This window comes from Thalassovita sp. (assembly GCF_965218685.1).
GTDB lineage: Bacteria > Pseudomonadota > Alphaproteobacteria > Rhodobacterales > Rhodobacteraceae > Thalassobius.
Map to the genome: position 1 here is coordinate 3,246,804 of NZ_OZ244657.1, position 22,846 is coordinate 3,269,649.

General features: G+C 59.6%; 23 protein-coding genes. 8 read left to right on the forward strand and 15 right to left on the reverse strand.

From position 1 onward, the window contains the following. Nucleotides 1-4: 4 nt before the first annotated feature. Complete coding sequence (locus tag ACOQOQ_RS16090; RefSeq protein WP_420567987.1) at nt 5-730, reverse strand: ABC transporter ATP-binding protein; 726 nt, start codon at nt 728-730, stop codon at nt 5-7. A gap of 84 nt (nt 731-814) precedes the next feature. Then, nucleotides 815-2,119, reverse strand: a complete 1,305-nt coding sequence (locus ACOQOQ_RS16095) for an ABC transporter substrate-binding protein (RefSeq protein ID WP_420567988.1) — start codon at nt 2,117-2,119, stop codon at nt 815-817. Between the two features lie 191 nt (nt 2,120-2,310). Here ACOQOQ_RS16095 and ACOQOQ_RS16100 point away from each other — a divergent pair, with 191 nt between their 5' ends. Beyond that, entirely contained in the window at nt 2,311-2,949 is a 639-nt protein-coding gene (locus tag ACOQOQ_RS16100) for a TetR/AcrR family transcriptional regulator (RefSeq protein ID WP_420567989.1), read from the forward strand. On the opposite strand, the gene ACOQOQ_RS16105 is transcribed toward ACOQOQ_RS16100, so the two are convergent. From ACOQOQ_RS16105 to ACOQOQ_RS16115, 3 genes are all read right to left on the reverse strand, one after another. Beyond that, nucleotides 2,915-3,409: a winged helix-turn-helix transcriptional regulator gene (locus ACOQOQ_RS16105; protein WP_420567990.1), complete on the reverse strand. Its 495-nt coding sequence runs from the start codon at nt 3,407-3,409 to the stop codon at nt 2,915-2,917. The two genes, ACOQOQ_RS16100 and ACOQOQ_RS16105, sit on opposite strands and share 35 nt — an antisense overlap. A gap of 109 nt (nt 3,410-3,518) precedes the next feature. After that, entirely contained in the window at nt 3,519-3,761 is a 243-nt protein-coding gene (locus ACOQOQ_RS16110) for a hypothetical protein (protein ID WP_420567991.1), read from the reverse strand. Next, entirely contained in the window at nt 3,761-5,341 is a 1,581-nt protein-coding gene (locus tag ACOQOQ_RS16115) for a phytoene desaturase family protein (RefSeq protein WP_420567992.1), read from the reverse strand. Before ACOQOQ_RS16115 ends, ACOQOQ_RS16110 begins: the two co-directional genes overlap by 1 nt. A gap of 216 nt (nt 5,342-5,557) precedes the next feature. On the opposite strand from ACOQOQ_RS16115, the gene ACOQOQ_RS16120 reads away from it, so the two are divergent. The 4 genes from ACOQOQ_RS16120 to ACOQOQ_RS16135 all read left to right on the forward strand — a co-directional run bounded on the left by ACOQOQ_RS16120 (nt 5,558) and on the right by ACOQOQ_RS16135 (nt 7,855). Continuing rightward, nucleotides 5,558-6,169 (forward strand): cupin domain-containing protein, encoded by a 612-nt coding sequence (locus ACOQOQ_RS16120; RefSeq protein ID WP_420567993.1) that lies wholly within the window; start codon nt 5,558-5,560, stop codon nt 6,167-6,169. Further along, nucleotides 6,162-6,650 carry a VOC family protein gene (locus ACOQOQ_RS16125; protein ID WP_420567994.1) on the forward strand — a complete coding sequence of 163 codons (489 nt, stop codon included), beginning with the start codon at nt 6,162-6,164 and terminating at the stop codon, nt 6,648-6,650. Before ACOQOQ_RS16120 ends, ACOQOQ_RS16125 begins: the two co-directional genes overlap by 8 nt. Nucleotides 6,651-6,731: 81 nt before the next feature. Further along, nucleotides 6,732-7,544: an SDR family NAD(P)-dependent oxidoreductase gene (locus ACOQOQ_RS16130; RefSeq protein ID WP_420567995.1), complete on the forward strand. Its 813-nt coding sequence runs from the start codon at nt 6,732-6,734 to the stop codon at nt 7,542-7,544. A gap of 2 nt (nt 7,545-7,546) precedes the next feature. After that, the gene (locus tag ACOQOQ_RS16135) at nt 7,547-7,855 is read left to right on the forward strand and encodes an antibiotic biosynthesis monooxygenase family protein (protein WP_420567996.1); all 309 of its coding nucleotides are present in this window, start codon (nt 7,547-7,549) and stop codon (nt 7,853-7,855) included. Between the two features lie 49 nt (nt 7,856-7,904). Here the strand turns inward: ACOQOQ_RS16135 and ACOQOQ_RS16140 are convergent, their stop codons facing one another. The 8 genes from ACOQOQ_RS16140 to ACOQOQ_RS16175 form a co-directional block, all read right to left on the reverse strand. Continuing rightward, the gene (locus ACOQOQ_RS16140) at nt 7,905-8,237 is read right to left on the reverse strand and encodes a cupin domain-containing protein (RefSeq protein WP_420567997.1); all 333 of its coding nucleotides are present in this window, start codon (nt 8,235-8,237) and stop codon (nt 7,905-7,907) included. After that, nucleotides 8,227-8,895, reverse strand: a complete 669-nt coding sequence (locus tag ACOQOQ_RS16145) for a cysteine hydrolase family protein (protein ID WP_420567998.1) — start codon at nt 8,893-8,895, stop codon at nt 8,227-8,229. The genes ACOQOQ_RS16140 and ACOQOQ_RS16145 overlap by 11 nt, the downstream gene beginning before the upstream one ends. Further along, nucleotides 8,895-10,427 carry an ABC transporter ATP-binding protein gene (locus tag ACOQOQ_RS16150; RefSeq protein WP_420567999.1) on the reverse strand — a complete coding sequence of 511 codons (1,533 nt, stop codon included), beginning with the start codon at nt 10,425-10,427 and terminating at the stop codon, nt 8,895-8,897. Before ACOQOQ_RS16150 ends, ACOQOQ_RS16145 begins: the two co-directional genes overlap by 1 nt. Then, nucleotides 10,424-11,101 carry a cysteine hydrolase family protein gene (locus ACOQOQ_RS16155; protein WP_420568000.1) on the reverse strand — a complete coding sequence of 226 codons (678 nt, stop codon included), beginning with the start codon at nt 11,099-11,101 and terminating at the stop codon, nt 10,424-10,426. Before ACOQOQ_RS16155 ends, ACOQOQ_RS16150 begins: the two co-directional genes overlap by 4 nt. Nucleotides 11,102-11,113: 12 nt before the next feature. Then, on the reverse strand, nt 11,114-12,043 hold the full coding sequence (locus ACOQOQ_RS16160) for an ABC transporter permease (protein ID WP_420568001.1): 930 nt from the start codon (nt 12,041-12,043) through the stop codon (nt 11,114-11,116). Continuing rightward, nucleotides 12,040-13,146 carry an ABC transporter permease gene (locus ACOQOQ_RS16165; protein ID WP_420568002.1) on the reverse strand — a complete coding sequence of 369 codons (1,107 nt, stop codon included), beginning with the start codon at nt 13,144-13,146 and terminating at the stop codon, nt 12,040-12,042. The genes ACOQOQ_RS16160 and ACOQOQ_RS16165 overlap by 4 nt, the downstream gene beginning before the upstream one ends. A gap of 2 nt (nt 13,147-13,148) precedes the next feature. Continuing rightward, the gene (locus ACOQOQ_RS16170) at nt 13,149-14,273 is read right to left on the reverse strand and encodes a BMP family ABC transporter substrate-binding protein (RefSeq protein ID WP_420568003.1); all 1,125 of its coding nucleotides are present in this window, start codon (nt 14,271-14,273) and stop codon (nt 13,149-13,151) included. A 155-nt stretch (nt 14,274-14,428) separates the two neighbouring features. Next, entirely contained in the window at nt 14,429-15,331 is a 903-nt protein-coding gene (locus ACOQOQ_RS16175; RefSeq protein WP_420568004.1) for a LysR family transcriptional regulator, read from the reverse strand. Between the two features lie 136 nt (nt 15,332-15,467). Between ACOQOQ_RS16175 and atzF the strand changes: the two genes are divergently transcribed. Then, nucleotides 15,468-17,258, forward strand: a complete 1,791-nt coding sequence (gene atzF / locus ACOQOQ_RS16180; RefSeq protein ID WP_420568005.1) for an allophanate hydrolase — start codon at nt 15,468-15,470, stop codon at nt 17,256-17,258. 162 nt (nt 17,259-17,420) lie between these two features. Then, nucleotides 17,421-19,397: a DEAD/DEAH box helicase gene (locus tag ACOQOQ_RS16185; protein WP_420568006.1), complete on the forward strand. Its 1,977-nt coding sequence runs from the start codon at nt 17,421-17,423 to the stop codon at nt 19,395-19,397. Between the two features lie 64 nt (nt 19,398-19,461). Here ACOQOQ_RS16185 and chrA read toward each other — a convergent pair whose 3' ends face one another. Together chrA and ACOQOQ_RS16195 are read right to left on the reverse strand one after the other, a co-directional pair. Beyond that, entirely contained in the window at nt 19,462-20,691 is a 1,230-nt protein-coding gene (gene chrA / locus ACOQOQ_RS16190) for a chromate efflux transporter (RefSeq protein ID WP_420568007.1), read from the reverse strand. Further along, the gene (locus tag ACOQOQ_RS16195; RefSeq protein WP_420568008.1) at nt 20,681-21,658 is read right to left on the reverse strand and encodes a sulfotransferase family protein; all 978 of its coding nucleotides are present in this window, start codon (nt 21,656-21,658) and stop codon (nt 20,681-20,683) included. Before ACOQOQ_RS16195 ends, chrA begins: the two co-directional genes overlap by 11 nt. 342 nt (nt 21,659-22,000) lie before the next feature. Between ACOQOQ_RS16195 and ACOQOQ_RS16200 the strand changes: the two genes are divergently transcribed. Next, nucleotides 22,001-22,837 carry a phosphate/phosphite/phosphonate ABC transporter substrate-binding protein gene (locus ACOQOQ_RS16200; protein WP_420568009.1) on the forward strand — a complete coding sequence of 279 codons (837 nt, stop codon included), beginning with the start codon at nt 22,001-22,003 and terminating at the stop codon, nt 22,835-22,837. Nucleotides 22,838-22,846: the final 9 nt, after the last annotated feature.

Sequence of the window (22,846 nt, forward strand, 5' to 3'; positions counted from 1 at the left end):
GCCCTCAGGCATCCTCTTTCAGGCCCATGTAGATCTCGCGCACGATGGGCGAGGACATGACCGTTTCAAACTCGCCGTCAGCGACTTTTTCGCCGAAGTTCAGCACAAGGATGCGGTCGGCAACCTGTTTCAGGGCATGGGCAATATGTTCGATCCAGATGATCGCGTGATCTTCTTTCAGCACAGCGATGCGTTCGACCAGCCGGGCGACCTCGCGCTCGGTCAGGCCTGCGCCGATCTCGTCCAGCATCAGCAGTTCGGCCCTGGTGGCCACGGCCTTGGCAACCTCCAGGTTCTTGCGATCCAGCAGTGACAGCGATCCGGCCAGAGTGTCAGCCTTTTCCACCAAGCCTGTGCGTGCGATCACGTCACAAGCCCAATCCTCGGCCTCGCGCCCCTTCAGCCCCGCCCCCGAGAACGCGGCGGACAGGACGTTCTCGAACACGGTCAGACCAACAAAGGGTTGCGGGATTTGAAAGGCGCGACCGATACCGGCATGCACACGCTTGTGCCCCGGCAGTTTGGTGATATCGCGGCCCAGCAATTCCACCCGACCGCTGTCGGGTTTCAGCACGCCAGCAATCAGCGAAAACACCGAGGATTTTCCAGCGCCGTTCGGCCCGATCACGCCGACGCATTCCCCCTTGTCGATGGCAAAGCTGACATCCTTGGCCACCACGATGGCACCGAAGGCCTTGTTCAGCCCCGAGACCTGAAGCACTTGGCTCATGATTGAATTCCCCCTGGGGCCCTGCTCTGCCCCGACTATATGCAAGACCCGGCAGCATGTAGCGCTGCCGGGTCTTGCCCGAGTTTAGTAGGCCAATGCCTTGAAGTCAGCCGTCGCGTTCACTGCCGGGTTGGTGGAGTTGTCCACGATTTCCAGGTTGAACTTGAACGGGCCTTCGCTGGCTTTCTGCCACTGGCCGCCAACGGTGTGGGTCAGGCCCACCGATTTCAGCGGCGATCCGCCAAAGTCAACGGTGCCCATCACGGTTTCGGTGCGCGAAACGGCCAGCGCGTCACGCACAGCGTCACGATCCTTGGGGTTGCCCGATGATTTCAGCGCGTTCACGCCAATCTCGAACAGTGCGTGCTCGTACCCCAGCGGCTGTGTCCACTGCGCACCAGACGCAGCGGTATAGGCCGCAGCCACGTCAGCGGCCGACTGACCCGTCAGCGACGAGGCAAAGGGCATGTCCGGCGTCCACCAAACCTCGGTCGACATGCCGTCTCCACGATCACCAAGGTTATTGACCGACGACGGGAACAGCAGCCCAGCGGCAATGGTGCAGATCTTGGGCTGGAAACCCATTTGTGCCGCCTGGTTCCAGAAGGTCGCCATGTGGTTCTCGAACGCGGTGCCTGCCACGATCTCCACGCCCGCGCGCTTGAATTCTGAAATCTGGGTCGAGAAATCATCGGTATCCAGACGGAACAGCCCTGTATCGGCCGCGATTTCATAGCCCGCTTTTTTGAACGCTGGGGGGAACCCGATTTTCGGGTGCGACATCACACGGCCCGCGTCGTTATCGGAAAACAGCGCGCCGATCTTGTGATTGTTGCCCAAATGGTTCCACATGGACGGGAAAATCCGGCCCAGCTCGTCCGCTCCAAAGAAGAAGTGGAACGTGTAGGGGAACCCTTTGGCCGGGTCATATTTGCGCGAGAACGCCCAGGCCTGCCAGGGGCCCATGGTCGACAAAGTGGGAATGCCACGCGCGTCTGCGATCGGGCCGATCGCGGTGGCGCCCTCGGCATCTGCCACAAGGATAAGATCGGGGTTTTCTTTCAGGATCAGCTCGTTGCCGACCTGAACCGAACGGGTTGGCGTGGACTGGTTGTCCTTGACCACGATATCGACGTTATAGGTGGTGCCGCCAATGGTCAGCCCGTCCTTCAGCGACTCGCGCACGGTGGCGATGGTGTGCTCGGTTGTGGCGGTAAAGCTGGAGCGGATGCCGGACAGCGGCGCCATGAAGCCGACCTTGATCGTGTCATTGGCCGCCCATGCGGTGTTTACCATAGGCGCGCTTAATACCGAGCTGGCAGCGGCAAGGCGTACGCCCGAGCGCAACACGGATCGGCGCGACACCTTCTGTTTCATCGAATTGGTCATCTTGTCCTCCCTTCGCCAGTTCATGGCGGTGTTTTTCGCTGCGCGGTCTTGCCCCAAGCCAAGCGGCTTTTCCTTTCCGCGCATATCCCTTATTTATACACTCAACCAAGTAACGGAAAAATCGACAATTCACACACAACCTATCGATCCAGCCGATACATCAAATCCAGACGCATACCCAAGGTGAATTCATGTCCAAATCAGCCCAAACCCGCGCAAATGGCAATAAAACCAAGCAGTTAATACTTGACGCTGCGGAACAGCTGATTGGGGATCGCGGGTTCGATGCGGTATCTTTGCGTGACATTACCGAGCAAGCCGGGGTCACTTTGGCTCTGGCGAGCTATCATTTCGGGACCAAGCAGAACCTTTTCGAATCGGTCGTCGCCCGGCGAGCCAGCGTACTGTGCGAGCTACGCGAAGCCAATCTGGCTGCCCTTCCCGCAGACGCAAATGTTGGCGCGGTGCTGGATGCGTTCATGTCCCCTTTGTTTCAACAGGTGCAAAGCGGGGACGCCGGTTGGGTCAGCTATATGCAAGTTCTATCGCGCCTGACGGATGGCGATCGTTGGCTGTATTTGCTGGCCGAGCATTTCGATGCGACTGCAAGAAAATTTCTGGATCGTCTTTACCAGATTCTTCCCAAGGTCGGGCGCAGCGAACTGGCGCGCGCCTTTACCATGTCGTTGCAGTTGATGCTGGTGACCGTGTCCAAACACCGCCGCCTGGACAGTCTGACCGACAATGACGTGCAAGCAGGTGATTTGGCGGCGGCCTATTCGGCCTTGCTGAAATTCACCACGGCCGGGGTGACGACTCTGCGTCAGTAAAGTCGTCGCGCGCCTGCCTGATTTCGGCGTCGTGAACCTCGATCCACTCGATCAGACGAGTCAGCTGTTGCTCAAGCTCGCGGCCCAAAGGGGTAAGCGCGTAGTGCACGCGCGGGGGCACTGTGGTTTCCGTTCGGCGGCTGACAAATCCGTCCCGTTCCAGTGCCCGCAGCCGCAGGGTTAGCATCCGTTGCGAAATATCTGACTCGGCCGCTAGCGCACTGATCACTCGTTTCAAAGTGGCATGGCGGAACTCTCCGGTGGCCAAGACCTTCAGGATCAAGGCCGACCAGTTATCCCCCAGACGCGCCACAACCTCGCGCACGGGGGCATCCTTTTCCGGGGCCACCGGCCCCATCCCCCGCACCAAACTTTGCAAACCGCCAACCCTCGGGTCCGACGCGTCAGTCGGCTGGCCTTCGCCAATGCTCAGCAATTCTGCGATGTCTGTTGAGTCCATGTTCTCTCCGCCCTCAGGGCAGAGCATATCCCGGCAGCATGGCCGTGAAAAGCACAGCAGGTACGAGAAGACCGCGCGCCATCTGTAGCGCGCGGTCCCAGGGCAGGCCTTAGGGCTGACGTTTTTTCTTGTCCTTGGCCGGCTTGGATTTGCGCAGCAGGATGGTAAGGATGAACCAGATGGTTTTCAGGTCCAGCATCTTTAGCGCAGCGCGGGCCTCTTCTGGGGACAGTTTCGCCGTCATCGGCATCGCCCCGAAGATTTTTCCCTTGATGACCAAAAAGTTACGATCATCCGCTTCCAGCTTGGACACGGTCATCAGCTCTTTGCCGGTGTTATCCAGAAGTTTCATTACGCGATCACCCTTTCGAAATCGATATCCATGTCATCGAACATACGCAGCGCCGTGGCGCGGCCCGCACCATAGACGCCCCCGCCCGGATGCATGAACGGGCCCACCAGATACAGGCTCTCGACGCCGGGCACGGTGTACTGGCCCAGATCGGGGGTCGGGCGGTGACCCATGGTTTGGTACATGTACGGCGCGCAGCCATGCATATCGCCTTTGACGAACGAGTTGGGCGAGGACCGCTCCATATCCAGCGGCGACCAGTGCGAGGCGCCGATGATGTTGTCATCCGTCAGGTTGGGAATGAAGGGCTGATACTGTTTCAGGGTCTCGGCCGCATATTCCTCTTTGTAGTCGTCCCAGTATTCGGGGGTTTTGCCCTCGATGCAGTAGGGCGCCATGGTGATCGAATGGAAGATCCCCGCCCCTTCGGGGGCACGCGTCGGATCGCCATGGGTTTCATCGCCGCCGCCCAGCAGACGGCGCGGCGTGATCCGACCCCGACGCAAAAAGGCGAAATCATCCATGAACGAGGTCATGTCCTCGTAGGGGAAATACTCCAGCATGGTCGCGGTGGTGATCTCTTCGCCCGCGGCATATTTGGTGCGCTCTTTCAGGTCATAGTGCGACACGAACAGCGATTGCGGCGACGGGTTCACCGCCTTGGCGCGGCGATCCACGGCCTCGTCGATGCCTTCGACGAATTTCGACAGGACATGCGGGTGCAAAGCGGCGACCACGCCTTCTTTGCCGCGAATTTCCTCGCCATCGTTCAGGCGCAGGCCAACGGCCTCGCCGCTTTCGATCAGCACCTTGTCGACTTCGGCATTATAGCGGATTTCCCCGCCCTGATCTTCAAAACAGCGCACCAAGGCATCGGTCAGACCACCCGAGCCGCCAACCGGCTGGGACACGCCCCATTTGTGGATGATACCGGGCATCAGGAAAATACCCATGCCAGTGCCCAGATCGTCAGGCAGCTGCAGGTTCTCCGACACCAGTTTCAACAGGTGGATCTTGATGTGATCGCCTTCGAAATACTGGTTCACCAGATCAAGCGAAGAGCGGCTCATGGCGTCCAGCAACAGGCGCCCCTCGTCCGAGCTGTCCAGCATGGCCATGAAGGCGCCAAAGGGAATGGGCGGCGAATACAGACCCGAGGTGATGATCGGCAGCATCTCCATCGAGCGCGTCGCAAAGGCACGATAGGTCTCGGCGTCCTTGGCGTTGAACTTGGCGATCTCCTGACAGGTCTTATCCAGATCCTTGTAGGTGATCAGCGTCTTGTTATCTGGAAAAATCGAGGCATAGGGCACATCCGAGTAGCGATAGTTCAGACCGTACTTGGATTTCAGCTCCAACTCGTCCTCGGTCAGCATCGGGTTGCCCTGGATCATGATATGGCACGAGCTGTGCAGGTCATGACGGTAGCCCGGATTGTTCAGCTCTTGCGTAACCACACCGCCGCCGGGAAAGCTTTGACGTTCCAGGATCAGCACCTTTTTGCCCGCGCGGGCAAGGTAACAACCGGCTGTCAGGCCGTTATGCCCCGCGCCCATTATCACAACATCATAATTCGACATGTTTTCCTCCCGTCGGATCTGTTCGTTCCGCTAGTCATACGCAGAATTTTCCACCCCAAAAGAAGGCACATTGATGTGCCCGAGCAATTCGCCCTTATCTATCGGCGTCACCGATATGCCGCATTGAAGGAAACGAATTGCCTGCTGGCTCGCCTCGGTTAATTGTACAGTTGATCAAACAACGCGCTGCGGGCGCTCTGACAAGCAGGAAGAACAATGGCAAAACGAACCGTCAGACGTGTGGTGACCGGCCATGACCAGACCGGCAAAGCGATTGTCCTGAGTGACGGAGAACCGCCCCATGTGACACGGTCAGACGTCCAGCCCGGTCTGGCGTTTTACGAGCTGTGGAACACCCGCCAGATGCCCGCTGAAGTGACCCCCGCAGAGCCAGAACCCACGGACCTGCATCGCGACACCGAACCGCCCAGAAATGGCGTGGTCGTGCGCTTTGTCGACATCCCGCCCGAGGGCCAGGACGGCCCGGACTTTGACAAGGACACCGCACGCAAGCTGTTCGATGCGGTAGGTCTGGCAGAAAACGCCGAACACGTGATCCCCGGACGTCATCCGCTGATGCATCGCACCGAAAGCGTGGATTACGGCATCGTTCTGGAGGGGCAGATCGTGCTGTTGTTGGATGATTCCGAGGTCGTTCTGGAAGAGGGTGAATTCGTCGTTCAACGCGGCACGATTCACGCCTGGACCAACCGCACCGATCGCATTTGCCGCATGGCTTTCGTCCTGACAGATGGCCGCTACGACCCGGAACTGGCACGCCAACAGCAACGACATGACGACCGCTTGAAAGAGGCGCACAATGACTGAGGGGCTCTTTCCCGATCTGAAATGGCATCATGTCGGTTTCTCGGTCAATGACATCAAGGCCGCGATTGAATTCTACGGTGATGTGTTTGGGATGGTGGTCGAGGATCGCAAATACATCCCCCCCATCGACACGCATCTGGTTTTTTTGCGCCGCGATGACTTTCGGTTTGAGATCTTTCAAAAGGCAGGATCGACCCCGGTGCCAGCCCATCGTCAGGCCCCCAACACAGACCTGGCAGAACAGGGCACCAAGCATCCCTGTTTTTCGGTGGGTAACTGCCAGCGCGCGTTGGACATCCTGCACGCTCGGCCCGATGTTCAGATCATTGGCATCATCCGAAAACCCGGCGACCCAATGATTGCCGAAGAGAATCCGACACTTGGACCAGATGATCCGCGCCCTCCTGCGGCCGCTTTCTTCTTCAAGGACCCCTGTGATCTGATTGTGGAAATCGTGGATGCTCAGAATTTTCCCACCTAAGCGCCAGCCCTGCAGGTACACAAATGTGCCTAATTGCGTGGTCCTGTCCCCCGCGGCACAAACAAGCAAAACGGAGACATCATGCACTACGATTTAGAGAACAAAGCCGCCATTGTCACCGGCGGCGCAGGTGGAATTGGTGGGGCTGTCAGCTCGATCCTGGCCGCCAGCGGTGCCAAAGTTCTGGTCGCCGACATTTCGGACGATGCTGCCGAGGCGAAAGCGGCTGACATCCGTGCTGCGGGGGGTGAAGCCACTCATTTTCAGATGGATCTGGAACGCGAATCCGACATCAAAGCGATGTTTGAAAAGACAATGGACACCTATGGCCGTCTGGATTTCCTGGACAACAACGCGGCGCTTTTGACACCCGAAGTGGCCCATAATGACGGCAATATCGAGAATATGAACACCGAGGTCTGGGATCGGTCATTCGCTGTAAATACCCGTGGCACCATGCTGTGTTGCCGCGAAGCGTTACGGATCATGTCACCGCAAGGGGGAGGCTCGATCGTCAACACGGCCTCGAACCTGGCATTGCAAGGCCATGTGATCCAGGCAGCTTATTCGTCGTCCAAGGCGGCGGTGATCCAGATGACCCGCGCCATTGCCACCAGCCACGGCCACAAGGGCATTCGCTGCAATGCGGTCCTGCCCGGCCTGACCGGCACCAAGGCCGCGCTTGAAAACCTGCCGCACGAGTTGCACTCGGCCGTGCTGAGCGAAACGCCTGTTGGCTTCTTGGGAGTTCCCGAAGATATCGCGCATCTGGTGGTCTTTCTGGCCTCGGACGCGGCGCGCAATATCACCGGTCAGACCATGGCCTCGGACGGAGGAACCTCGATCCACGTACCCGGCTATGCCCGCCTGAAACCTTTCTTCGAAGGAGCTTAGTTATGATTATCGAAGTCGCTCATATAACCGTGACCCCCGGGTCTGGTGCCGAATTTGAAGCCGCCGTCACCGAGGCGATCAATGTGTTCCGCCAAGCCAAGGGCTGTCGGGGTCTGCATCTGCAAAAATGCACCGAGGCCCCTGACGAATACGAGGTCATCATCCGCTGGGAGACGCTGGAAAACCACACCATCGATTTCCGCGAAGGCCCGCTGTTTCAAGACTGGCGCGGATTGGTCGGCGGTTTCTTTGCCAAACCGCCCGAAGTCAAGCACTACGAAGTCGTCGTGCCGCGCGCTGATTTCACCTGAACCCACGGCGCAGAGCAGCCAAGGGGCATTCAGCGGATTGGATGCCCCTTCAAAGAAACTGTACCGGCTTGGCCCATTGCAGCAGGGCGACACAGCCGTTTTCGCTCCAGACTTCGTGCTGCGTGCCTTTGAAATTCAACACGAAATCCCCTGCATGATAGGTTCCATGCGCGTCCGATTGCGCGCCCTCCAGGATCAGAACAGATTCCGTTGCGGGGTGAAAATGCAGCGGAGCACGCGCCCCGGGTTCGTACTTCAACAGGGCAATTGCAGGTTCGCCCTGCTCTAGCCAATGGATGGTTATCCCGGGCTTGAACGGCTCGAAGGGCAGGTCCGCCCAACCTCGGGCCAGGATACCCGAAAGGACATAGTTATCCGGCATCCAAACCTCCGACGATCGTGTCCACATCTGCCGCCCAGCCAACAATTCCGCCTTGCGCGGTGATCATTTGGATCGCCGAAGCCTTGAAGGCTGGAAAATAGCTTTCGGTCGCGTCCGTCGCAAGCAGACAGTCATAGCCGCGGTCATTGGCCTCGCGCATGGTGGTTTGCACGCAAACCTCGGTGGTGACGCCTGCAAAGATCAGTTGCTTCAGGCCAAGGCCCTGCAAAATCTCGCTAAATTCGGTCGCATAGAATGCCCCCTTGCCCGGTTTGTCGATCACATATTCACCGTCTGCGGGGTAGAGTTCCGGGATGATGTCCGCCCCCGGCTGGCCCGAGATCAGGATGCGCCCCATCGGGCCGTCGTCCCCGATCCGCAGGCTGGGATTGCCCCGGCTTCGCTTGGCCTCGGGCAGATCGGACAGGTCAGGTTTGTGACATTCGCGGGTGTGGATCACCGGCAGTCCCGCCACGCGAAACGCCTGTAGCAATCGCTGCGCCGGTGGGATTGCTGCCCGCAGCAGGCTAACGTCATTGCCCAAGGTTTCACCAAATCCTCCGGGCTCCATGAAATCGCGCTGAAAGTCGATCATCACCAACCCAATAGCCTTGGGATCATATGTAAAATCAAAAGGTTGCGCCGAAATCACTGCCATCATGCATGCCCTGCCATATAGGTGCCGATCTGGGCCGTGTCGGCCTTTGCGGCAGTAGTTTCAAAGGCGATCTTTCCCTCGCTCATTACCAGAATCCTGTCGCTCAGCTCCAGTATCTCGTCCAGATCCTCGCTGATCAGCAATACGGCCACCCCCTGGTTCCGCGCGGTCACAATCCGCTCGCGTATGGCTGCGACAGCGGCGAAATCCAGCCCGAAACACGGGTTCGCCACGATCAGCAAGTCCACGTCCCCGGTCAGTTCGCGCGCCAGCACCGCGCGCTGTACGTTCCCCCCAGACAAAGCCGAGATCGGGCTGTGTGGCGAGGTTGTCTTGACCTTGAATTCAGCGATCCGGTCGTGGGCATTTTCCATGATCTGACGCGTGTTTTTCCAGAATTTGGGCCGCGCGCCCTGCCCCTTGTCGAACAGACGAAAGGCCAGGTTTTCGGCCACGCTCATTGAGGGTGCACAGGCATTTTGCAGCGGTTCTTCGGGCAGATAGCGCACCTTCAAAGCTGCTGCCTGGCGCCGAGTGGCCTTGAATTCCGTGTCTTTGACCCGGATCGCCCCACCCGTCAGTTTGCGCTGGCCTGTCAGCATTTCCATCAGCTCGGTCTGGCCGTTACCAGAGACGCCTGCAATGCCCAGAATCTCGCCTGCCCTGACTTGCAACGCGTCGATCTGGATGGCTTTCAACCCGCTGCGATCGCGCGCCATTGCGCCATCAAGCGACAGTACAACAGCACCTTCCGTTTCGGTGCGCTGCGTGTCGTGACCCTGGGGTTGGCCACCCATCATCATGCGGGCCATGTCGTCCCGGCTCAGGTCCGCAACCCGCCCCGATCCGGCCAACCGCCCCCGCCGCAGCACGGAAACATCATCGGCAAATTGCGTCACCTCGCGGAATTTGTGGGTGATCATCAGAACCGAGATTTGCCCGGCCTCGCACAGCGACCGAACGTGGCCCAGCACCTCGTCTGCCTCGGCCGGGGTCAGAACCGAGGTCGGCTCGTCCAGGATCAAAAACCGGCTGCCCAGATAAAGCTGTTTCAGGATCTCCAGCTTCTGCTTTTCCCCGGCCGCCAACGTTCTGACAGGCCGGTCCAGGGGCACTTTGAATGGCATCTGGTCCAGAAAGGCCGTCAGGGCTGCGCGCTCTTTTTGCCAGGAGATGACCGCAGGCGCGTCGGCGCGGCTGATCAGCAGGTTTTCCGCCCCAGTCAACGACGGCACCAGCGTGAAGTGCTGATACACCATCCCAAGGCCCAGTTTCTGTGCATCAACCGGGTCGCGAACCCGCTTTTCCTGACCGTCCACCAACAGGCCGCCTTGGGTGGCGTGGTAGAACCCCATGATGCATTTTACCAGCGTGGATTTCCCCGCACCGTTTTCGCCCAGCAAAGCGTGAAACGTTCCCGGACGGACGTTCAGCGTGACGTCATCCAATGCAGTGAAATCGCCGAATTTCATGGTCATCGCCACGGCCTCGACCCCGATGGCGCCCGTGGGCAAAGCGGGTTCGTGGCTCATGGCAGTTGCGCGATCAGCGTCGCGCTGTCCGAGACCGAGCCAAAGACCCCGCCTTGCATCTTCACCATCTTGATCGCCGCGTCATGGTTACCCTTGTCGGTGGCCCCGCAGCAATCTTCGACCAGAAGACATTCAAACCCGCGGTCGTTCGCCTCGCGCATGGTGGTGTGCACGCAGACATCTGTAGTGATCCCGGTCAGCAGCAGGTTTTCGATGCCCCGCGTACGCAGCAACAGCTCCAGATCGGTGGCGCAAAAGCTGCCCTTGCCCGGCTTGTCGATGATCGGCTCGCCGTCCATAGGGTACAGCTCGGGGATGATGTCCCAGCCCGGCTCGCCCCGGATCAGGATCTTGCCACACGGGCCGGCATCGCCAATGCCCGCGCCGATTTGCTGACTGCGCCAGCGTTTATTGGGCGGCAAATCCGTCAGGTCGGGACGGTGCCCCTCGCGCGTGTGGATAATGTGGTAGCCCTTGGCACGCATATCCGCCAGCAACGCCTTAATCGGCTTGATCGGCGCCTGTGTCAGCGACAGATCATAGCCCATCGCGTCCACATATCCGCCCTTGCCGCAGAAATCCGTCTGCATGTCGATGATGATCAGCGCCGTGTTGTCAGGCCGCAAGTCGCCGTTATAGGGCCAGTTATAGGGGTCCGAGTCGATATAGCTCATGTAGGGTGGCTCCTATTTGGTTATGCTCAGCTCGCCGGGGGCGCCGTCCATGGCCTTGTCCGGTGAGGAAGTGAGGATAAGCAGACCCAGCGTCAGCACGTAGGGCGCCGCGAAGAAAAGGTAGTAGCCGCTGGTCACGCCAACAGATTGCAGCGCCGGACCCAAGGCCCCGGCCCCGCCAAACAGCAGCGCCGCCCAGAAACAATTAATGGGGTTCCAGCGGGCGAAAATCACAAGAGCCACGGCCATCAGGCCCTGACCCGAACTGACCCCCTCGTTCCAGCTTCCGGGGTAGTAAAGCGACAGATAGGCGCCGCCGATCCCGGCCAGCGCGCCGCCAGCAGCGGTGGCCAGCAAGCGCACGGTATTGGGGTTCAGACCGATGGCGCGGGCCGCATCGGTGCTGTCGCCCACAACGCGGATCGTCAGGCCCACGCGGGTGGACCGGAACATCCAGGCCAGCCCCACTGCAAGGGCCGCTCCGATGATGAATAGCGCGTTCACCTGCAATGCGGCCTGTACTTGCGGGATACCCGACCACCAACCAAGGGAAAACGCGGGCAAATCGGGCGCGACGGGCTGGATATAGGGTTTGCCAAAGAAAAAGGCCAAGCCCATCCCCAACAGCATCAACGCGATCCCGATGGCAATGTCATTGACGCCTTTGAACTTGCAGATCCAGCCGTGAAACAGGCCGAAAACGGCGCCGGCCAATGCCGCGGCCAGAACGCCCATCCAGGCAGAGCCCGTTTCAAACGCAATGGCATAGCCGGACATGGCGCCGAACACCAAGATGCCTTCCAGGCCCAGATTGATGCGCCCCGAGCGTTCGGTCAGGCATTCGCCAAGCGACACGAACAAGAACGGCGTGGACACCCGGATTGCGCCCCCGATGATGGCCAGCGGAACGCCCCAAAGGCCGATATCTGCGGCGGTGCTCATGCGCGTTCCTCCGGTGTTTTCGGATTAAAAATCGCCAATTTTCCGTACAGTGTTTCGCTGAACAACAGGACAACGAACACGATGCCCTGCATCACCAGGATGGTCGCGTCGGGCAAATCCATACGGCGCTGCACAAGACCCGAGGAGGCCTCGAATCCGGCAAGCAGGATAGCGACCGGGATGATCGCCAACGGGTTATGCCGCGCCAGAAAGGCGACCAGAATGCCGGTATAACCATAGCCCGAGATCAACGAGCCATTGGCCGAGCCATGAATGGCCGTCACCTCGAAGAACCCGGCAAGGCCCGCCATGGCGCCGCCCAGCGCGGTGAAGCCAACGATCAGCTTGCCCACGGGCAGCCCCTGCACCTGCGCGGCGCGGACATTGTCGCCGGCGATGCGGGCGGCGAAGCCAATTGTGGTGCGATCCATCAGCACCCACGCGGTGATGCAGGCGATCACACCCACGGCGAATCCCCAATGCACGTCGATGCCGATGGGCATGTCCCCGACCCTTAGCGCATCAGGCAGCGGCAGGGTCGAAGGTTTGTTCAAACTGGCCGGATCGCGGAACGGGCCTTCGACCAAGTGGTTCATCAGCGCAATCGCGATATAGGCCATCAACAACGAGGCGATGGTCTCGTTCACCCCGCGCGCATAACGCAGCCACCCAACGGTGCCGATCCACAGCCCTCCGGCCAGCGCGGCGCCCAGCACCATCACGGCAAAGCCCAACATCGCAGGCGCCGGGGCCATCAATGCGCCCAGGATCGCCGCAGCCAGACCGCCCAGAACGATGGCGCCCTCGCCGCCGATCACGACAAGGCCCAGGCGGGCTGGTAAAGCCACGCAAAGACCCGCGAATAACAAGGGGGCAACGCGCGACAGGGTGTTTTGCCACGAAAACCCCGAGCTGAACCCCGCCTTGTAGATCAGCCCATAGAATTGAAACGGTGACTTGCCGACGAACAGCAAAAACACCGAAAACACCAGCAGCCCCATAAGCAGGGCTGCCAGCGGGATGACGACAGGCTCGGCCCTTGGCACCCATTTCGCCAAAGTGGACTGCATCCCAGAAGAGTCGGCTGTCGTCATATCGCTCATGCTTAGCTCGTCGATCCGATAACGCCTTCGACCAGATAGCCCATGCTTTCCAGCGCGATATCGGTTTCAACAAAGCTTTCGCCAACGGCGGCGATCACGTTGCCAGCATTGTCCTTCAGCGGGCCTTTGAAGACCGAAAATCCACCTTTCATGATCTCGGCCTTTGTGGCCTCGAACTGGTTGCGGGCGGCATCGGACACGGCCGGGCCCAGCGGGGACATCTTGATGAACCCATCCGACAGCCCGCCCCGAACAAAGTTACCTACGGTGCCGCCATCCAACACGGTTTGCACCATTTCGGTATAGACCCCGGCCCAGTTCCATTCAGCACCAGTCAGATATTTTTCAGGGGCCAGCGGGGACTGATCCGCGTGATAGCCGCAGACATAGGCGCCGCGCCCGGCTGCGGTTTCCATCACCACCTTGGGGCCGTCCACATGGCAGGTGATGACGTCGCATCCCTGATCACACAGGGCGTTGGTGGCCTCGGCTTCCTTAACGGCCAGCGACCATTCGCCGGTAAAGATCACCTGACAGGTAATCGAAGGGTCCACCGACCGTGCGCCCAGCAGGAACGAGTTGATATTCTGCAAGACCTGCGGAATGGGCTTGGCGGCGACAAAACCGATTTTCTTGGACTTGGAGGCATGCCCGGCGGTGATGCCGTTCAGATACTGACCCATGCCGATATAGCCGAAATAGCTACCGATATTGGTGGGCATGCCCTCGGACCACAGGCCAGCGGCGTGCTCGAACCGGACATCGGGATGTTTGGGCGCGATCTCCAGCACGTGGGGGTCGAAATAGCCGAACGAGGTCGGGAACAGCAGGCTGGCCCCGTCAAAGTTGATCATCGATTCCATCGTGTTCTGGACATCGACGGTTTCGGGGACGTTTTCCTCTTCTACGACGGTGACGCCTGCCATGGCTTTGACGGCAGCGGCGCCTTCGGCATGGGCTTGGTTATAGCCAAAGTCATCCTTGGGCCCCACATAGATGAAGCCGACGGTCAGGTCCTTGGCTGCTTGCGCCTGACCGGGCAGCATCGAGCCTGCCATCGCAGCGCCCCCAAAGGCCATGGTGGTATTCAGAAAATGACGACGAGTTAGTGCAGTCTTGTGTTTCACGATGTGCGCTCCTGTTGGTCCCAAGCGATCCTGGCGAGAGGTGCCGGAGCGCTTTGGTTGAATGACGACTCGGAGCGTAAAAGGCCAAAGCGGTTCTGTCTTATGCTAGTTTTTTCCAATAGCGGTGCAAAAATTGCACCGCTATTGGGGGGCGATCAGACAAATGGCCCCTGCAAGGCCTGGGTCAACTGCTGCACAAACCGGGCCGAGGCGACAGGCAGCGCCCGGCCTTTCAGTTGTCCCATCAACAGGTTGCCCGGCTCCACGTCGCGATCAGACAAGGGGCGGACGACATAGTCAGCGCTCGCGGATAGATTGAGACCCACGGGAAACTGAAACGAAAGCGCGTTTTCCCGCAGCACATAGTGACGCATGAAATCAAAGCTTTCGGACTCGGCGATGGGGGATAAACGCTCGAAATTCGTGCGTTTCACCGCAGTATCCAGCAAAACACGCACCGCAAATTGCGAAGACGGCGCCACATAGGGGTGTTCCAGGCAGTCCCGCAGACGCAGCTCTCCCTCGCCTGCCAGCGGATGATCGCGGCGCATTAGCACGCAGATCGGCTGGGTAATGCTTAGCAGAACCTCGAAATCCACCAGGTGACGCGGTTCGAACACCAGCGCGATGTCAGAGCGGAATGTGGACAGCTCGCGTTCAGCCTCCAGCCGGTCGCGGGCGTTGACGGTAAAGGTGACGCCCGGATGCTCGCCCCGATACCTTGCGATCTGTTCGGGCAGGAAATAGGGCAACAGCGCCTGTGAACAGGCAATCGAGACATGCCCCCGCCGCACCCCGGACAGATCAGCCACCTGCGATTGCAGCCGCGCGAAATCCGAGCGTTGCGAGCGGATGTGGTGCAAGACCAGCTCGCCTGCCGGGTTCAGGCGCACCCCGCGCGGCAAGCGTTCAAAAATCTCGTATCCGAACTCGTCCTCGAACCGGTTGATCCGGCGGTTCAGGGCCGAGGCCGTGATATTCATATCCTCGGCAGCCCGCCGGATAGAACCGGCACGGATCACGGCCTCGATGAATGCATAATCCTGTAAATGTCGCATGGAGCCCCCAACTGGTGCAAAAAATGCACCGCTTTTGTGAATTCTTAGCATTTGTGGCATCCCGCCGAAAGCCAGATGCTGGACCGACAGGCCCGATTGCGGCCCCTTGCCCATTATTGCGACAGGAGAGTCCCGCGTGACCGACATTCCGCTGACCATTTCGTCCTTGCATCAGGCCTATCAGTCCGGCACCTCGCCCGCGCAGATCGTCGAGCAGGTTTTCGCCAAGATCGAGACGGTGGGCGATCCTAATATCTTCTTGTATCTGTTTGATAAGTCCGAGGTTCTGGCCGCAGCCAATGCGCTGGGGGATTTTGACCCGTCCAAGCCGCTTTGGGGCGTTCCTTTCGCGATCAAGGACAATATCGACGCCGCAGGCAAGCCGACAACCGCCGCCTGCCCCGCTTATGAATACACTGCCGAGGCTGATGCATTTGTGGTTGATCAGCTGCTTCAAGCGGGCGCGCTGTTGATCGGGAAGACCAACCTGGATCAGTTCGCCACGGGTCTTGTGGGCGTACGCACACCCTATGGCGCGCCGCTGAATTCGATTGATCCGCAGATCGTGCCGGGCGGGTCCTCGGGTGGGTCTGGTGTTGCCGTTGGCCATGGGATTGTCAGTTTTTCTTTGGGGACAGACACCGCCGGATCGGGCCGCGTGCCCGCCGCGCTGAACAACATCGTGGGGCTGAAACCCAGTTTGGGCAGCTTGTCGGCCACCGGCCTTGTGCCCGCCTGCCGGTCGCTGGACACGATCTCGGTTTTCGCGCTGACGGTCGAGGACGCCTATGCAGCCTTTCAGGCGGCCGCTGCATACGATCCTGCCGACAGCTATGCCCGCAAATTTGACGTGCCCGATCTGACCAGCCCGGCGGCGAAAATGACCATCGGCATCCCTTCGCCTCAGACCATCCAGTTTTTCGGGGACACAGTGCAGCAAGCCGCTTTTGACGATACGGTTCAGACTTTGAAATCAATGGGGTACACCATCGAAGAGGTTGATTTCTCGCCTCTCTATGCAGTGGCTGAAATGCTGTACTATGGCGCTTGGGTGGCCGAACGCTATGTCGTGATCGAGGACCTGTTGAAAACCAACCCGGACGCCGTGTTCCCGGTGACGCGCCAGATCATCTCGGCCGGGGAAAGCTTGTCTGCTGGGGATGCTTTCAAGGGGATTTACCGGCTGAAAGAGCTGATCCGTCAGGCCGAGCCCGCTTTGTCGGGGCTGGATATGCTGTGCGTGCCGACGATCCCGACCTTCTATTCCGTTGCAGATCTTGAGGCCGATCCGGTGACGCCCAACAGCAATTTCGGAACCTATACCAACTTTGTGAACCTGATGGATATGTGCGGCATTGCCGTGCCGACGCCAGCCCGCAGCGATGGCCGCCCGGGCAGCGTTACGCTGCTGGCGCCAGCCGGACAGGACGCGACAGTGGCAGCATTGGCCACCCGGATCGAGGCCATGGGCCAGCGCCGTCTTGGCGCCACCGACTGGAGCCTGACACCCGCCGACCTGCCCGCCGCCCAAACGCCTGACATGATCCGCATTGCAGTTTGCGGCGCGCATATGGCGGGACTGCCACTGAATACGCAGCTGACCGAACGGGGCGCGGTTCTGAAGCAAGCCACGACCACCGCGCCGGACTATCAGTTCTATGCCTTGCCCGGCGACATCCCCCGCCCCGGCCTTATCCGCGTTGCAGCCGGCACAGGTCACGAAATCGCGGTTGAAGTCTGGCAGATGCCGCTGGCGGAATTCGGATCGTTCATGCGGCTGATCCCTGCGCCGCTGGGCATCGGCTCGGTCACTCTGGCGGGGGGCGATATTGTGAACGGGTTCATCTGCGAGGGCGCGGCCGCCGAAACCGCAACAGATATCTCGGGCTTTGGCAGCTGGCGTGCCTATTTGGCCTCGAATCCCTAACGCGCGGCGCCTAAAGCCAAGAATTCCGTCGCAACGCCTGTACAAACGCCTGCGGATGCCGTAAGCGCGCCTCTTCACGTCGCGAAACATTAGGGTGCGGCCTGCATGGGGCAGGCACTGGTCCTTGATTCCAAGCGACCCCCCAATGAAAAGAACTCCCCCGTGAAACAAGCACTTCGTGACGCACTCGATGACCGTGGTTATGACAAACTGACCCCGGTGCAACAGGCCGTTCTGGCCGACGAATACCAAGGAAAAGACCTGCTGGTCTCGGCCCAGACCGGATCCGGCAAGACGCTGGGTTTTGGCCTGGCCATCGCTCCGACCCTTTTGGCCGATGCCGAAAACTTTGCCCAGGCCGAGGCCCCTCTGGCCCTGGTTATCGCCCCCACACGTGAACTGGCCTTGCAGGTCAAACGAGAGCTGAGCTGGCTGTTTGCCAAGGCCGGCGCTGTCATGGCCTCGACCGTTGGCGGGATGGACATGCGCGACGAACGCCGGGCACTGGCGCGCGGTGCGCACATCGTTGTCGCCACGCCGGGCCGGTTGCGCGACCATATCATGCGCGGCTCGATCGATCTGTCGGCGCTGCGTGCGGTGGTGCTGGACGAAGCGGACGAGATGCTGGACCTGGGCTTCCGCGAGGATCTGGAATTCATCCTGGGCGAGGCCCCCGCAGACCGGCAGACCCTGCTGTTCTCGGCCACGGTGCCCAATTCCATCGCACAACTGGCGCAGAACTATCAGCAAGACGCGATCCGGGTCATCACCAAGTCGGAAACCACTCAGCACGCCGATATCGAATATATCGCGCAGAACGTGGCCGAGCATGACACCGAAAAGGCCGTCATCAACACGCTGCTGTATTACCGCGCGCCCAATGCCATCGTTTTCGCCAACACCCGCGCCATGGTGAACCGGCTGACCACGCGCCTGTCTAACCGTGGCTTCCAGGTGGTGGCCCTGTCGGGCGAGCTGAGCCAGTCTGAACGGACCCACGCGCTGCAGGCAATGCGTGACGGCCGGGCGCAGGTCTGTGTGGCCACCGACGTGGCAGCACGCGGGATCGACTTGCCCAAGCTGGATCTTGTGATCCATGCCGAGCTGCCCTCGAACCACGAAACCATGCTGCACCGGTCGGGCCGGACAGGCCGCGCCGGACGCAAGGGCGTCAGCGCTTTGATCGTGACCAAGCGCAACCAGAAAAAGGCCCACCGCATCCTGAGCTGGGCCAAGGTCAAGGCTGAATGGACCGCTGCGCCGTCAGCCGAGGCCGTCAGCCAGCGCGAGGAAGAGCGGATGTTGGGCGATGCCACCTGGCAGACCACAACCGAAGAATCCGAACGCGAAACCGTGGACAAGCTTGCCGAGGCCTATTCACCCGAGCAACTGGCTGCGGCTTACTTGCGGCTTTATCGGTCGGTCCGCTCTGCCCCCGAGGAACTGGCCGAACTGGACTCCAAACCCGCACCGCGCCAGGACTTTGGCGCCAGCGTCTGGTTTGCAGTCACGGGCGGGCGCAATGCCGGCGCCGAGCCGCGCCGCCTGCTGCCGATGCTGTGCAAGAGTACCAACCTGACGCGCGACGATGTCGGCGCTATCCGCGTGCAGCAAGACCAGTCCTTTGTTCAGATCAAAGAAAGCAGCGTACACACTTTCCTGAACGGTTTGGGCGCTGACATGACGCTGGAACCCGGCGCGGTTGTCTCGCAACTGGACAAAGCTCCGGTGCTGGACCGCGCCCCAAGCCGCGGGCCCAAGCCTCCGTTCAAAGGCAAACGCGACGGTAACGCCCCGTCCAGAGCCAAGGCATCGGGGCCCGTCGACTGGAATGACGACCCCACCCCGCGCAAACGCAAGCCCAAGCCCGAAGACCGGGCCCAGTCGACCAAACCGCGCTGGGACAAAGAGCGCCGCGATCACGACGGCGCCCATGGCGAAGCCAAACGCGTGCCCGGCGGCACGAAAAAGCCCAGCCGTAAGCCGGACGGTCAGAAAGCCGGCGGACAGAAAGCCGGTGGATATAAACCGGGCGGGCAAAAGCCCAAGGGACCGCCGCCGCCAAAGGGCAAGTCCAATAGCAAGAAAAACCGTGCCCGCACAGCTGTCGCCAAAGCCGCGAAGCGGAGCGCCAAATAAACGCAAGGCCCCACGGACACCCGTGGGGCCTTACTTTTTCACAGGTTACGCCCGCAGCGGGCATTCAAACCAGCAGCGGCACCGCAGCCAGCGCGCCCGCCATCACGATCACCCAGACTTCACCCTTCTTGAAGCCGATCAAGGCCAAAAGTGAGGCGGCAAAAATCCCCAAAGACAGCAGCAGTCCCGGCGTCAGCGCGCTGAAATCGAGCGTTCCGAGCAAAGCCAGACCCGAAGCCGTGATCATCCCCACCACAGCCACGCGAATACTTTTTTGGGCGGCTTGGTACATGGTCGAATTGCGGACACGGTCCATCTGGTTTGACATAAGCACGATCAGGCAGGCAGGCGGCATGAATATCGCAACAGTCGCGACAAATGCCCCCAGCAATCCGGCAACCTTATAGCCTACAAAAGTGGCGCTGATCAGGATCGGACCAGGTGTGACCTGACCCAGGGCAATACTTGCCGCGAACTCGTCATCGGCCAGCCAGCCATAGGTGCCGACGACGGCCTCTTGCAGCATCGGAATGAAGATATATCCACCACCAAACAGGATCAGGCTCATCCCCGAGAAGGTGGAAAACATCTGCGCCACTGCCCCGGCGGGCGCCAGCTGAGACGCGTTCAAAAACAAAAGGATACAGGCCAGAAGAAACGTCGATGTGACCCAGAAACTCAGGCCAAACCGTTGCGGGGTGCCTCGATTGGGGACGGCGGCGTTGATCGAGGATCGATAGCGCAAAATCCCGATCAGCCCCGCCCCGAGAATGAGGAGAAACACCATCAGAATGCCCCCCACAAAGATGACCAACGCGGCCGCCAGCGCGGCAATCGCCCAGTCCAAGGGGCCGGCCAAGGCGTTCTTACCCATCTTGAGCGCGGCGTTCAGAATAATGGCCGCGATCGCGGGCACGATACCGGCCACCAGGGCTTGGGCGATCAATTGATCCTCGACCGAGAAAAACGCAACGGCAAAGCCGATCATCAGGGCAAACGACGGCAGTATCACCGCCGTCGCACAGACCAGCGCCCCCAGGGCTCCGGCCAGCCTGTTACCGACGAATGCGACGACATTCACCGCCACAGGGCCCGGCAGGACCATCGCCAGGGCAACGCCCTCCATGATCTCGTCATCCGACATAAGCCGTTGTTTTTCAACAACCTCGGCCCGCACAACCGAGACCAGCGCCATGTATCCGCCCCACGCGATGCAGCCGATCTTGAAGAAGATCGCAAACAGCCGCCACAACGACGGAGCATGGTCAGGCGCTGTCACCGTGTCATGCGACATGACGCTCGCCCTTCAGGCGATTTCTGATGTCTTCCAACGCACGAGCCTGCGCACTGCGGCGTTGCAGGTCGACCGGGTCGGCGGTCTCCATGGCCTTGGCTTTCAGGCGCTCATTCTCCTCTTGGAAGCTGCTGGTCAGCGGATAACCAAGCGCGGTCAGCGCCTCTCCGGCGACGGCCTCGAATACCGAGACATCCAGCAGGCTCAGCTCCCTAAGGAACTTGCTGACATTCTCGGACATGATCGGCTTTTGAACGTTGCTCCACATCTGTCCGGCCTGCGAGGTGGTAATCGCCTCGCGGGATTTATGGAACTCCAGCATCTGTTCCAGAAAGTCGATCTGCATAAAATCACACAGTTTCTGCAGCTCGTCCCGAGGGTTTCGCACCAGATCGGCATACCGGACCGAGATGAACTGATCCTGCGGCAATTTTTTCTGCAATGCCAGAGCCTTGTCCTGCTCTTCCTGCCATTGTTTGGCGATGTGATAGGCTGATTTTTCGCCCACGATTGCCTTGCGGAAAGACACGGCCACATCCCGGCCATCCCGGTGCAGGTGGATGAATTTAGCGTTCCTGCCGCCAAACCGCGAGATTTCGTCGGCATAGTGCACATTGGCCAGCGATTTACACACCCAGTCACGGGCGCCAACCGCCTGCGCCAGCAGATCGTGAACCTGAAAACTCAGCGCCACCAATGATCGTTCCGGGCAGGTTTTCAGCAGATGCTGACGGTCGATCGCACCCAAATCCCAGTTGACCGGGTTGGTTTTGATCAACAAAATCACGTCATCAATCAACGCCAGGAAATTCTGGTCCACCGACAGATCGCCATAGCCCGGCAACAGGGGCCCCAGGCGTTCCAGGAAATGCGGCGGATGCGGAGCAACAATCTGCGGTGACTGGTTAATCATCACGCGCAGCAAGTTCGACCCCGATCTTTGTGTCCCGATCATGAAGAAAGGCATTCAAATGCTCCTTTTAAGGCGAGTTTCGTCGATTAATTATCGCGAAGAGTGTGCATGCGCATACGGAACAAAAAAAGACTTAACGATTGATTAAGGTTAACAAAATATCTCGCATTTTAATGACTTATGGGCCGCGTGGATGAAACATCCGCACGCCGAGCACACAATCCGTTGCTGCGTCTCAGAACCCAAGTTTCATCCACAAAGGTAACAAGCGTTCGAAAAAATTTTGCGAGTATCAAACTTTTAACCCCTTCGCACGATGCTCTGTCCTATCACCTGGGCCCGGCCCCTATCCGAGCCCGCAGGACCCAAATGACCGGACATAGGAAGGGACATGGGATGAAACGCATCGCACCTGCTTTTTTGCGATTTGCATTGGTTGCAGGGATTGTTCTGGCCTCCAACCTCACCGCCAGGGCCGAGACATATACCTTTGGAATCGTTCCTCAATTCGAGGCACGCAAACTGGCGCGCATCTGGGCCCCGATTCTGAACGAGGTGGAACGACGAAGTGGTCACCAGATTGAAATCATTGGCACATCAACGATACCGGAATTCGAGGCAGCGCTGATCGAGGGCAAATTCGACTTTGCCTACATGAACCCATATCACGCGATTCGCGCCAATGAAGCTCAGGATTATCAGCCAATCATCCGGGACGGTGCTCGCGAGCTCTATGGTATTTTGGTCGTGCGCGACGACAGCCCTTATACGGATGTGCAGGATATCGACGGCCAGAAAATTGCCTTTCCGGCTCCGAATGCCCTTGGGGCGTCGCTCATGATCCGCGCAGACCTGACGAACTCACATGGCGTCGATTTCACTCCTGCCTATGTGACGACCCATGGGTCCGCCTATTTGAACGTTATCTTGAAACAGGTTGCAGCAGCGGGCGGCGTAATGGGGACGTTCCGATCGCAACCTATTGAAATATCTGAACAGCTGCGGGTTCTGTACAAGACCTCGCGGGTTGCCCCCCATCCCATTGCAGCGCACCCTCGGGTTCCACAAGAGGCTCGTACAGCCGTCCAGAACGCGTTCTTGTCCCTTTGGCAAACAGGCTATGGGCGCGAGATGCTGGAGCAAGTGCCGATCCTCGAAGCAGCGCCAGCCAGCATTTCTGACTATCAAGAGCTAAAATCCATGGGACTGGAAAAATTCTTTCACAAGAACTGAGGCAGTTTG